This is a genomic window from Sporosarcina sp. P19 (assembly GCF_002743165.1).
In the GTDB taxonomy this organism is placed as follows: domain Bacteria; phylum Bacillota; class Bacilli; order Bacillales_A; family Planococcaceae; genus Sporosarcina; species Sporosarcina ureae.
In genome coordinates, this window is sequence record NZ_PDYR01000026.1 from 1 (window position 1) to 12,001 (window position 12,001).

A 12,001-nucleotide genomic window follows, 5' to 3' on the forward strand; every position below is an offset into this window, starting at 1 on the left:
TCTCGACAGACGCTGGAGGGCCTGAAGCAAAAGGCCGAACTTGCCTTTTGAATCAGGGCCGAAGCGATCCGAGAGACTGGCGCATGCAGCTAGATGAAACTAAAGCGGAATGCGCCGTCTAGTCTCGACAGACGCTGGAGGGCCTGAAGCAAAAGGCCGAACTTGCCTTTTGAATCAGGGCCGAAGCGATCCGAGAGACTGGCGCATGCAGCTAGAAGGTAATAAAAAACAGTTCGCATATTTTCATATGCGAACTGTCATTACGAATTATAAGAACATGCTGAGACCCATGACCATGGTAGAGGCGATCATAGCGACGATCATTAAGTAAACAACTGTTTTTTGAATTTTTTTATTACTCATGCAGCAAAACTCCTTATGCGTTGGAATGGGTTTGTTTCTATTTTAACAGAAATAAGGATTTTCACAACTAGAATGGCTGTTATGTGTTCAGATAGTAGAATCGTAGTAAAAGGGGAATGTGCTATGAACAAAGTAGATCATATAGGAATTGCTGTAAAAAGTATAGATGAATCAGTTAACTATTACATAGATACACTCGGTTTGACAGTCATCGCTATAGAAGAAGTGGCTAGCCAAGGGGTTAAAGTGGCGTTCATTGATGCGCATAATGTCAAGATCGAGTTGCTTGAACCGATGACGGAGACAAGCCCTATTGCGAAGTTTATTGAAAAACGCGGTGAAGGGGTTCACCATATCGCTTTCGGTGTAACGGATATTCGTTCAAGAATGAAGGAATTGGAAGAAAAGGGCGTTCAACTACTTTCAGATGAACCAAAACCAGGTGCTGGCGGAGCAGAAGTTGCCTTCTTGCATCCCAAATCATCATATGGTGTGCTCTATGAATTATGCGAAAAGACTAAGGGGGAATAATAGATGAACATCTACGATAAAATTAATGAACTTTACGACAAGAAACGCGAAATCGAGTTGGGTGGCGGCGATGAGCGAATCATGAAGCAACACGAAAAAGGTAAACTTACTGCACGTGAACGTATTGAAATTTTACTTGATGAAGGTACTTTCGTAGAGTTGAATCCATTCGTTGTTCATCGTACACGTGATTTCGGTATGGACAAGCTGGAAGGACCTGGTGACGGTGTCGTAACAGGTTACGGTAAAATCCACGGTCGTCCTATCTATTTATTCTCCCAAGACTTTACGGTATTTGGCGGGGCTTTAGGTGAAATGCACGCAATGAAAATTGCCAATGTTATGGATTTGGCTGCGAAAAACGGTGCACCATTTATTGGTCTGAACGATTCAGGTGGCGCGCGTATCCAAGAAGGTGTATTGTCTCTTGATGGGTACGGGGAAATTTTCTACCGTAACGCAATCTATTCTGGAGTTATTCCACAAATCTCCGTTATCCTTGGGCCTTGTGCAGGTGGCGCGGTGTATTCACCTGCGATCACAGACTTCGTGATTATGACGGATAAAACGAGTCAGATGTTCATCACGGGACCAAAAGTTATTGAAACGGTCACAGGCGAGAAAATTACTTCTGAAGATCTGGGTGGAGCAAAAGTTCACAACACGATCAGTGGTAACGCGCATCTTCGTGGGGCAAGTGAAGAAGAAGTATTGCAAAAAACGCGTGATCTATTAACATATCTACCACAGAACAATACAGAAAAGACACCGATTCAGCCATTCGATGAGCAAGATGATTATCGCGAAGATTTGGCGGATACGGTTCCATTCGAAACAATTCGTCCATATGACGTGCGTAAAGTGTTGGAACAAGTAGTGGATGAAGGTTCATTCTTCGAAATCCAGCCTGAATTCGCAAAGAACGCGGTAGTTGGCTATGCACGCATGAAAGGTGAAACAGTAGGATTTGTCTGTAACCAGCCGAAAGTGATGGCAGGCGGACTAGATATTAACTCTTCTGATAAAATTGCACGTTTCATCCGTACATGTGACTCATTCAATATTCCATTGATTACATTTGAAGACGTGACAGGCTTCTTCCCTGGAATCAAGCAAGAGCACGGCGGAATTATTCGTCACGGTGCGAAGATTCTGTATGCCTATTCGGAAGCAACTGTACCAAAAATCACATTGATCTTGCGTAAAGCTTTCGGTGGCGCATATGTTGCGTTGAACTCTAAATCGATCGGTGCAGACTTAGTACTCGCTTGGCCGAACGCAGAAGTAGCTGTAATGGGTGCTGAAGGTGCGGCGAACATTATCTTCGCACGCGATATCGCAAATAGTGAAGATCCAGAAGCAACTCGTACTGCGAAAATCGAAGAATACCGTGAAAAGTTTGCGAATCCATATGTTGCAGCTTCACACGGCATGATCGACGATGTAATCGATCCACGCGAAACACGTATCAAATTGCTTCAAGGACTTGAAATGATGCGCAATAAGCACGAAGATCGACCAAAGAAAAAGCACGGCAACATACCTCTATAACTAAAGGAGTCTTACATCTTGAATACACAACGATTACTCCAAGAATTTTTGGAGTTAGTAAAAATTGATTCTGAAACTAAAAACGAACGAAACATTGCAGATATTCTGACGAAGAAACTGCAAGAATTGGGCTTTGACGTAACGGAAGATGACACCGCGGAAAAGACAGGACACGGCGCGGGCAATTTGATTGCCAACTTGCCGAGTACAGTGGCTGACGCGGATCCGATATTCTTCACATGTCATATGGATACAGTAGTGCCAGGGAAATCTATTCAGCCAATCGTCAAAGATGACGGCTATATCTACAGTGACGGTACGACGATTTTAGGTGCCGACGACAAAGCAGGCATTGCCGCTCTACTGGAAATGGCCAAAGTGATCCAAGAGTCAGACAAACCACATGGTCCGATTCAATTCATTATTACAGCGGGTGAAGAAAGTGGATTAGTAGGCGCGAAAGCGATGAATCCCGACTACTTACACGCAAAATATGGTTTTGCGATCGACAGCGACGGCGAGGTAGGCGGCATTGTTACAGCTGCGCCTTACCAGTCGAAATTATGGACGACGATCTACGGGAAAACAGCGCATGCTGGCGTTGCCCCTGAAAAAGGAATTTCTGCGATTTCACTCGCTGCTAAATCTATTGCGGGCATGAAGCTTGGCCGTATAGATGAAGAGACAACTGCGAATATCGGTCGTTTTGAAGGCGGAAAAGCAACGAATATCGTTTGTGAAGAGGCTTTCATTTTATCGGAAGTTCGTTCGATCAATCCTGATAAAATGAAGAATCAAATCGACTTAATGGTTGAGAAATTCGCAACGACTTCTGAATCTTTAGGCGGCAAAGCTGAAACTACTACACAACTTATGTATCCTGGTTTCTCAATTGGGGATGACGAAGAAGTCGTGCAAGTGGCGATGAAGTCCATCCGCAACGTAGGACGTGAACCGAAGATCATGACAAGTGGCGGTGGAAGTGACGGCAACGTCTTCAACGGTATGGGAGTCCCTACTGTGACATTGTCTGTTGGTTATGAAGAGATTCATACGAAGAACGAACGTATGCCGGTGAAAGAGTTGGAAAAGCTGACGGAATTAGTACTTGAGATTGTCGGTCAAGCAATCCGCACGGTGTAACAGTCTCAACAAAGAGCCTTGAAAGAAGGTGCAACTATGCAAACTGTAATTGTACGGACGGGTAATGAAGAATATGCGCTTCCAGTGGAATCGGTAATATCCATCGAGAAACTGGAGTACGTCACACCGATTCCTCATCTTCCTTCGTATTTACTCGGACTGATGAAATCGCGTGGCGAACTGGTTCCTATTCTAGATTTAAGTCAGATCCTGTATCATCAGGCGACCCCACGGGATAATGATACGCACGTAGTGGTTGTGAAAACGGATCAGTTGGAAGTCGGTTTATTAGTGCTAGATGCAAGAGAGATCCTCGAATTGCCAGAAGATCGGTTAACGTCTACTGCATTAAAAGCGTATTCCAAGACGCCTTACTTCGTAACAGTAGCGAATCTAGATGACCGCGTAGTGACGGTCATCGATCCAAATATTATGGCGGATTCCCTCCATGGTATGGATGAAATCTCCAGTTATATGAAAGAGCAGCACCAATCAAATTAGTAGGCAAAAAGAACATACATTTGATAAAATGGAAAGAGTGGCAGACTGAAGTCGGTTTGCCGCTTTTTCCTATTACATAATTATTTCCCAGGAAAGAAAGGTGTTTACATGACGGATCTGACAATCGCTAATCCACGGGTCATTATGCATCTTGATATGAACAGCTTCTTTGCCTCTGTTGAACAGGCTGCGAATCCTGAATTAAAAGGAATACCCCTAGCGGTCGCTGGCAACCCGAAAGAACGCAGAGGAATTCTCGTGACCTGTTCATATGAGGCAAGGGCATTCGGTGTCTACACAACTATGAACGTAGGAGAAGCTAAACGACTCTGTCCGAATTTAACGATCGTTCCGCCACGGCATGAACTATACCGGCAAATGTCCGATTCAGTATTTAATATTTTACGGAGTTATACCGAATGGGTCGAACCTGTTTCAATTGATGAAGCGTATATCGATACGACGGATATTGGCGGATTGACACGTGCGTATGATTTAGCTCAGGAAATCCAGCTACGTATTTTAGCAGAACTCGATCTGCCATGTTCAATAGGAATTGCACCGAATAAATTTCTTGCGAAAACAGCGTCTGATATGAAAAAACCGATGGGTATCACCATTTTACGGAGACGCGAAGTGCCGAAAATGCTGTGGCCGTTGCCAGTCATTGACATGCACGGCATAGGCAAACGGACGGAAGAGAAATTGCATAGCGCAGGTATTAAAACGATGGGTGATTTGGCCACTGCTGAAAAAATCACGTTGGAAGCGCTACTTGGCAAAAATGGTTTGCGCCTTAAACAACGGGCAAACGGAATGGATACACGGCCTGTCGACCCCGAAAGTGCGGAAGAACGTAAAAGTATTGGCAGTTCCACCACGTTACCTGTTGATCTAACCGAACTTGAAGATTGTGTTCCGATTTTTGAACGGCTCGCGAAAAAGGTAGCTGCACGACTGGAAACGAAACTGCTGGCGGGCATGACAATTAGCATTCAAATTCGTTATGCTGACTGGCAAAACACGACAAGAAGCAGAACACTTCAACAAGCGATTTATCTTGAGGAAGACCTTACGAAAGTAGCTCTTCAATTATTTCAGCAACACTGGAACCATGAGCCAATCCGCTTGCTAGGTATCACGGCGGCCAATGTCATCGAACGATCTGAAATGGTGAAGCAACTTACTTTCGATAATTTTGAGCAACAGGAAAAAGAATATGAAATGGATCAGTTAATGTCGAGTCTGACACAGCGTTTCGGAGATGGTATTATTAAAAAAGGATGTACGAAGAAATAGCAAGGAGGCAAAGAATGTGGATATAGAATTTCTTGGCACAGGCGCAGGGATGCCATCAAAACAGCGCAATACGTCAGCGCTCGTTCTAGATTTGACAGACGAGAATAAGGAAAACTGGTTATTCGATTGCGGTGAAGCAACACAGCATCAATTGCTACACAGCGCAATCAAGCCGAAGAAGATTACAAAAATCTTTATCACCCATTTGCATGGTGATCATATTTTTGGATTACCCGGCTTTCTCAGCTCACGTGCATTTTTAGGTGGAGATGATTCCGTTGATCTGTACGGTCCTGCCGGTTTGAAAGAATGGTTGCAACATACCTATAAAGTGACGGGAACGTACTTGCCCTACAAGTTGAACGTGCATGAAGTCCATGAAGGGTTAATTCTTGAAACGGATGAATTCAAAGTCTATGCAAAAGAAGTCCAACATGTCATTCAAAGTTTCGGCTTCCGTATTGAACAAAAAGAGTTGCCAGGGACGTTATTGATCGACAAAGCAATAGAGCAAGGCGTTCCAAAAGGTCCTATGTTGCAGCGTTTGAAAGACGGTTTTGACGTGGAGCTTGAAAATGGGCAGACGGTATACAGTCAAGACGTGACGACAGATAAGAAAAAAGGTTTTGTGATTGCCATCATTGGAGATACATCATATTGTCAGGCTTCGGTTGAACTGGCACAAGACGCCGATATTTTGATTCACGAAGCGACGTTTACGAATGAATATGCAGCAGGTGCGAAGGAATTCGGTCATTCAACGATTGTTGAAGCGGCAACCGTCGCAAAAGAAGCTAATGCGAAAAACCTCATTGCGAACCATATTAGCGCACGTTTCATGCCAGGTGAAATGCCAGCTTTCTTAGCAGAAGGTACCGACGTATTTGAAGCGATTTCGATTGCAGATGATTTCGCGCGTTTTCAATGGAAACACGGACAATTAATTAAGCTACAAAAAAACTAAGCATCCAGATGGGCTCACTCTTGAAGGAGACCAATGGATGCTTAGTTTTTTATTTTGATGAACCTAGTTGACGTGAACGGTTTTCCGCACTAATCAAGCAGTCCGAAATAATGGTCTTGAAGTTGTGGTCTTCTAGTGATCGCAAACCTGCTGCTGTTGTACCGCCAGGGCTCGTAACATTTTCTCGCAATACACTCGGCTCTTCGCCTGTCTTCTTCAACATGGACGCAGCACCGTAAATCGTTTGGACGATCAATTCACGTGCATCCACCGCATCTAGACCTTGCGCTACCGCTGCTTCTTCCATCGCTTCTACTAAATAGTAGATATACGCAGGACCGCTACCAGAAAGGGCGGTTACGGCATGTAAATCATCTTCTTCGACGACTTTGACGATACCAATTGCATTCAGCAAGCTTAAGATCGATTGCTGCATTCTGTCTGAAACTGCTTCATTAAATGCGATCCCGCTTGCTGATTTTCCAATTGTCGCCGACGTATTCGGCATTGAGCGTGCTATCGGACGTTTGCCTAGACCTTTTTCGAATGTATTGATGGAAATGCCTGCAATGACGGAGAGAACCGTCGTATCTTCCCCGAGGTAAGGTGCAATATCCTCCATCACTTTCTCTACATCTTTCGGCTTCGTCGCGAGTACAACCAAGTCCACTTTTTTAATGAAATCTCGGTCTTCGCATACTTTCGTAATGCCATAACGCGACTCCAGTTCATCTAAACGTTCGGTATCTGAACGATTCATCACATAGACATTGTCTTCATATATAACTCGTTTATTGACAATCCCCGCAATAATTGCTTCTGCCATTTGTCCGGCGCCTACAAATAAAATCTTTTCCATGTCTTACATCCTCCCCAAAATAAAAAAGCGCTCCCGTCCTGTGTTTCAGGACGAAAACGCTTGGTTTCCGCGGTGCCACCTAAATTTGCTGTTTGAGACAGCACAACTTCAAGTCTCCTTTATCGCAGAAGGTACGGTCGTGTTTCCACGACAGCTCGAAAGGAGGTTCGAAGGGGAGTGGGATACATGACTTGCAGCCTCGGCCATGCTCTCTTCTATCCGTCACCCGTCTACTGATCTTCCTCAATGCCCGTTCCATACTATTTTCATGATTATGTCATGTACTCAATGAAATGTCAAATTGTCGTTAGCTGCCGATGAACAAGTACATGATGAATAAAATGACCGCAATCGAGATAACCAACGAAACGATCTTTATCACACTCACGGGATAATTTCCAGACACTTTTCCCGTTTGGCCATTGACTACGAATTGATAGATTTTTTCCTTGAAATGAAACGAGGAAATCCAAATCGGCAATAAAATATGTTTATATGTAATATCCGTATAATCTGTCGAGACGTTAACGACCTGTACGATATCTCCGGCTACGCTGCCCTCGATCCCGTTGACAATTCTTCTAGTCATGATGTCCTTGGCTTGCGTAAATCCTTGTTGTAATGAAACAGAATAGCGCTCAGCAAGAAAACCGGACATGTATTCCACTTTATAATCGGTAAGACCTGTTAATTGGAAAGGCTGCACTTTCTGCAATAGTTTCGCTTCTACTGTGTGTGACGCTTTGATTAGAATGTCATCAAAGAATTCACGATAATTTCCGCTTTCCTGATGCCAGCGGATTTTTTGTACTTGCTCTGTCACTTGTCTAGCCTTACCGTCCTCATAGACCGTCCGTGTTTCGGTGACATAGTAGTAATTCCCGACACTCACGACATATTGTGACTGTGTCTGACTGTCATACGTCCAGTACGGCAAGTAGGCACCGGATATTTTATTCATTCGATATGTTTTCTTCAATGTATTCGGTGCGAAGAAATGCCCTTTGATCCAGTCTTTAAACTTCGCCTGTGCTTGTTCCTCGGAGACTTGAAATGGAATTAATAACCCCGGTTGGATCCCGGCATCGTGATTCGTGACGGATATGTGAGAAGATCCGCAAAACGAACAGAAATCCGCCACGATATGTGCGTCCAGTACCGATTCCGCCCCGCAGTTATCACAGGAGAAAACCCGTTTCTCTTCATTCCATACATGTTGAAGATTATTTCCTGCCTCATGGAACTCCAGTTCTACATGATGTTCGAACGTTGCTTCAATTGGCATTTCATGACTACAGAAAGGACATTTCAAGCCGCGGGTTTCTGGATTATATTCCGTATTTCCGCCACAAGAAGGGCATTTAATGTTCTCAGTATCTTCTACGACTGTGTGTTGTTCATCAAATGAAGTCAACGTCCATCCCTCACTTTTCGTCTAACGTCTCACCACATTCTGCGCAGAATTTTGCACCCGGCAGATTGGCGTGTGAGCAAGCGGGACAAATTTTTTCTGTAACCTGAGATGTACCGCAGCTGCTACAGAACTTCGCGTCTTTTGGAATCATGGTCTCACACTTGATGCATGGTATTTTATCGGTTTCAACGGATTTTCCGCACTGGCCACAGAACTTGGCATCGGCGTTGATCGTTGCCTGACAATGCGGACAGGATTTCGTCGCGGCTTGTGCTGGAGGCTGCTGCGTTTGGTTTTGATTCATCGCATTGGCCATGACCTGACCCATGCCCATACCAGCCCCCATGCCGACACCTGCGCCCGCCATGCCGCCTTCATTCTGCGCCGCATCACGCATCGCTTCCGCGGCCTGATATTGCTGATACTGCTGCATATTGCCGAGCACACCCATAGATGTACGCTTATCCATCGCTTCTTCGACTTCTTTTGGTAAAGAAAGGTTCTCGATATAAAGTGATGTGATCTCGAAACCGAATGCTGCGAAACGAGAAATCATCTTCTCTTTGCCTTGTTCACTTAATTCGTCGTAATGCATGGACAAATCAAGCGCGGGTATTTGAGACTCTGCGAATAAATCAGATAATCCAGAAATGATCATTTTCTTTAAATGGCCTTCAATAGAATTCGTATCATACGAACTGTTCGTTCCAAATAGCTCGCGCAAGAACACGGTAGGGTCTGATACGCGATACGAATAAATTCCATACCCACGAAGACGAATCATACCAAAGTCTGGATCACGCATCATAATTGGGTTTGACGTGCCCCATTTTTGATTGATAAACTGCTTCGTATTAATAAAATATACTTCCGCTTTAAAGGGTGAGTTAAAGCCGTACTTCCATGACTTCAACTTCGTTAGAATAGGCATATTCTGCGTGTACAAAATATGACGTCCTGGACCAAATACGTCCGCGATTTCGCCTTCATTGACGAAGACCGCGACTTGCGATTCCCGGACTGTCAGCTCCGCTCCCATTTTAATTTCATTATTATGCACGGGGAACTGATAGACTAATGTATTAGCGTCCTGTGCTTGCCACTCGATTACTTCAATAAATTGGTTTTTGAACATATTAAAAAATCCCATCGTGATCCCTCCAACTCGACATCATTATGCAAATCATGCGATTTATTGTAGTATACCATACGAAGAATAGACAAAATGGTTTCACTTTGTGCGAAATATCTTTCGGTAAATGAATAATCAAGGCGTGACGCACATGGAAATAAAGAGTACAATAGACTGAACAGTCATTCATTTTATAGGGGGAACAGTAGATGATCACAAAAATTATTACACCTACGCCGTTTGCGGTAGGTGACGTGAACTGCTTTTTACTAAAAGGCGACACACTAACTTTGGTAGACGCGGCAACGAAAACGCCAGAAGCGCGAGAAGTGTTGCAGATGAAATTAAAAGAAATGGGCTATACATTCAATGATATTGAGCAAGTATTCGTCACGCATCACCATCCCGATCATTGCGGATTAGTCGAGATGTTTGACCGCGCGGAAATCCTCGGTCATCCGTATTTAAACTACTGGCTTACACGAGATACCGAGTTTTTGGATCGCCATGACCGTTTCTATGAACAATCATTAATAGAAGAAGGCGTACCAGAGCAATATTTGAAATGGGTTAAACGTTTTCGTCGATCAGTCGATTTAATGGGGGGGCGTCCCGTCGATCGCATGATGAATGAAGGTGACGACTTGCCGGGACATCCAGGCTGGAAAATCCAAGAGTCTCTAGGTCACGCACAAAGTCATTTATCATTGTTCAATGAACAAGAAGGCATTCTAATCGGTGGTGATTTATTGCTCGAGAAAGTGTCATCCAATCCATTGATCGAGCCGCCTTTTAAGAAAGAACAAGGACGTCCGAAGTCACTGCTTCAATACAATGCATCACTGGAACGGTTATTGGATTTACCCGTGTCACTCGTCTATGGAGGCCATGGTGGAGAGATTACAAATGCACATGAGCTCATAACGGAACGCTTGGCGAAGCAGCGCGACCGTGCGATGAAAGTTCTCGCGATGCTAGATGAATCGAAAACGGTCTTTGACGTAACGAAGCGATTGTTCCCAGCAGTCTATGAAAAAGAGTTGGGATTGACGCTGTCTGAAACAATCGGGCAGCTAGATTATCTAGTGGCGGCAGAATTAATCTCAGAAACGGTCGATTCAGCAGGAGTTCATCACTATGTCCGCATCTAAAACCGTGCTGATCACGGGAGCGACGAGTGGGATTGGGTTTGAACTGGCGAAGCGCTTGGCGGTGTCAAACGAGTATCGTGTCATCGCAACAGGACGCAATGCAAAGGCATTAGAAGAGTTACGCGTACTTGGCGTAGAAGGATACTGCGTCGATTTGCGAGATACGAAGCAGCTCGATTGGCTGGTATCTTGCATTGGCACACCGGACCTCATCGTATTTTCCGCTGGAGTAGGGAAGTTCCATCTAGCACATGAAACGACCGATGAAGACATGTCCGCGATGCTCGAGACGAATGTACTCGTGCCGATGCAACTAACTGCGCGTGTAGTCCCTGCCATGATCGAGCGCAAGCACGGTCATCTAGTCTATATCGGTTCACAAGCAGGGAAGGTAGCCACACCGAAAACAGCAGTCTATGCCGCAACAAAACACGCACTGATCGGCTATACAAACGCCGTCCGAATGGAAGTCGCATCCTACGACGTCGACGTATCCGTCATCCATCCAGGACCGATCGATACACCATTTATCGAGCTAGCAGACGTCACCGGCGGCTACAAACAAGCAATGGGCAGCCAGTTACTGACGGTAGACACAGTCGTACGCGCTGTTATGGAAACCATCGAGCGACCTAGACGCGAAGTAAACTTGCCAAAAATCACAGGTCTGACAAGCAGACTCTACGCATTGGCACCTAGCGTAGTAGAAACCGTAGGGAAGCCGTTTTTCTATAAAAAGTAACAACAAAATAAAGCGCTGTTGCTAGAAGTCGTAACGATCCGACTTGTGGCGGCAGCGCTTTTTTTGAAATGGGGGGTAAAAATTAGTTACGTCATAGGACTCACCATGGTGCTGGCGAATGGCCATCGTTTGGATAGATTCTTCGTATAATTAATGCATTGATCTTTACACGTTATTTCAAATAGAAGAATAAACTAGTTGATCGTAAGTGGAAGGTGGCGACTCCCTCTTGGAAATACGATAGTGACAAGGTTTATCGAGTTTTGAATAAGACTAAAAATTATTTTTCGGATGTATCTGTAGTATGCATCCCCTAAAAAATATATGACTTTACGTTATCTGTAAGTAGAA

The 12,001-nt window shown here is 44.5% G+C and carries 12 protein-coding genes; 8 read left to right on the forward strand and 4 right to left on the reverse strand.

Annotated features, from left to right (window positions below):
• Window positions 1-267: 267 nt before the first annotated feature.
• A complete protein-coding gene (gene prli42 / locus CSV74_RS16720) occupies window positions 268-363 on the reverse strand; it encodes a stressosome-associated protein Prli42 (protein ID WP_155979530.1) in 96 nt (31 codons plus the stop codon).
• A gap of 123 nt (window positions 364-486) precedes the next feature.
• Here prli42 and mce point away from each other — a divergent pair, with 123 nt between their 5' ends.
• The 6 genes from mce to rnz all read left to right on the forward strand — a co-directional run bounded on the left by mce (window position 487) and on the right by rnz (window position 6,352).
• On the forward strand, window positions 487-894 hold the full coding sequence (mce, locus tag CSV74_RS16175; RefSeq protein ID WP_099676982.1) for a methylmalonyl-CoA epimerase: 408 nt from the start codon (window positions 487-489) through the stop codon (window positions 892-894).
• A 3-nt stretch (window positions 895-897) separates the two neighbouring features.
• Window positions 898-2,445 carry an acyl-CoA carboxylase subunit beta gene (locus CSV74_RS16180; RefSeq protein ID WP_029054585.1) on the forward strand — a complete coding sequence of 516 codons (1,548 nt, stop codon included), beginning with the start codon at window positions 898-900 and terminating at the stop codon, window positions 2,443-2,445.
• A gap of 18 nt (window positions 2,446-2,463) precedes the next feature.
• Window positions 2,464-3,588, forward strand: coding sequence for a M20/M25/M40 family metallo-hydrolase (locus CSV74_RS16185; protein ID WP_099692427.1), 1,125 nt, complete (start codon window positions 2,464-2,466; stop codon window positions 3,586-3,588).
• Between the two features lie 36 nt (window positions 3,589-3,624).
• The gene (locus CSV74_RS16190; protein ID WP_029054587.1) at window positions 3,625-4,089 is read left to right on the forward strand and encodes a chemotaxis protein CheW; all 465 of its coding nucleotides are present in this window, start codon (window positions 3,625-3,627) and stop codon (window positions 4,087-4,089) included.
• Window positions 4,090-4,197: 108 nt separating this feature from the next.
• Window positions 4,198-5,388, forward strand: a complete 1,191-nt coding sequence (locus tag CSV74_RS16195) for a DNA polymerase IV (RefSeq protein ID WP_099692428.1) — start codon at window positions 4,198-4,200, stop codon at window positions 5,386-5,388.
• Window positions 5,389-5,404: 16 nt separating this feature from the next.
• Window positions 5,405-6,352: a ribonuclease Z gene (gene rnz, locus CSV74_RS16200; protein ID WP_029054589.1), complete on the forward strand. Its 948-nt coding sequence runs from the start codon at window positions 5,405-5,407 to the stop codon at window positions 6,350-6,352.
• Window positions 6,353-6,401: 49 nt separating this feature from the next.
• On the opposite strand, the gene proC is transcribed toward rnz, so the two are convergent.
• The 3 genes from proC to CSV74_RS16215 form a co-directional block, all read right to left on the reverse strand.
• The gene (proC, locus tag CSV74_RS16205; protein WP_099692429.1) at window positions 6,402-7,211 is read right to left on the reverse strand and encodes a pyrroline-5-carboxylate reductase; all 810 of its coding nucleotides are present in this window, start codon (window positions 7,209-7,211) and stop codon (window positions 6,402-6,404) included.
• Window positions 7,212-7,518: 307 nt separating this feature from the next.
• Entirely contained in the window at window positions 7,519-8,625 is a 1,107-nt protein-coding gene (locus CSV74_RS16210; RefSeq protein WP_099692430.1) for a TFIIB-type zinc ribbon-containing protein, read from the reverse strand.
• A gap of 10 nt (window positions 8,626-8,635) precedes the next feature.
• Window positions 8,636-9,775 carry an SPFH domain-containing protein gene (locus CSV74_RS16215; protein WP_099692431.1) on the reverse strand — a complete coding sequence of 380 codons (1,140 nt, stop codon included), beginning with the start codon at window positions 9,773-9,775 and terminating at the stop codon, window positions 8,636-8,638.
• A 191-nt stretch (window positions 9,776-9,966) separates the two neighbouring features.
• On the opposite strand from CSV74_RS16215, the gene CSV74_RS16220 reads away from it, so the two are divergent.
• Window positions 9,967-10,908, forward strand: a complete 942-nt coding sequence (locus CSV74_RS16220; RefSeq protein ID WP_099669275.1) for an MBL fold metallo-hydrolase — start codon at window positions 9,967-9,969, stop codon at window positions 10,906-10,908.
• Window positions 10,895-11,650, forward strand: coding sequence for an SDR family NAD(P)-dependent oxidoreductase (locus tag CSV74_RS16225; RefSeq protein ID WP_099692432.1), 756 nt, complete (start codon window positions 10,895-10,897; stop codon window positions 11,648-11,650). The genes CSV74_RS16220 and CSV74_RS16225 overlap by 14 nt, the downstream gene beginning before the upstream one ends.
• The last annotated feature ends 351 nt before the right edge of the window (window positions 11,651-12,001 follow it).

Bases quoted from the DNA above. Each gene is read 5' to 3' on its own strand.
- prli42 (WP_155979530.1), bottom strand. From the start codon at position 363: ATGAGTAATAAAAAAATTCAAAAAACAGTTGTTTACTTAATGATCGTC.
- mce (WP_099676982.1), top strand. From the start codon at position 487: ATGAACAAAGTAGATCATATAGGAATTGCTGTAAAAAGTATAGATGAA.
- CSV74_RS16180 (WP_029054585.1), top strand. From the start codon at position 898: ATGAACATCTACGATAAAATTAATGAACTTTACGACAAGAAACGCGAA.
- CSV74_RS16190 (WP_029054587.1), top strand. From the start codon at position 3,625: ATGCAAACTGTAATTGTACGGACGGGTAATGAAGAATATGCGCTTCCA.
- CSV74_RS16195 (WP_099692428.1), top strand. From the start codon at position 4,198: ATGACGGATCTGACAATCGCTAATCCACGGGTCATTATGCATCTTGAT.
- proC (WP_099692429.1), bottom strand. From the start codon at position 7,211: ATGGAAAAGATTTTATTTGTAGGCGCCGGACAAATGGCAGAAGCAATT.
- CSV74_RS16215 (WP_099692431.1), bottom strand. From the start codon at position 9,775: ATGGGATTTTTTAATATGTTCAAAAACCAATTTATTGAAGTAATCGAG.
- CSV74_RS16220 (WP_099669275.1), top strand. From the start codon at position 9,967: ATGATCACAAAAATTATTACACCTACGCCGTTTGCGGTAGGTGACGTG.
- CSV74_RS16225 (WP_099692432.1), top strand. From the start codon at position 10,895: ATGTCCGCATCTAAAACCGTGCTGATCACGGGAGCGACGAGTGGGATT.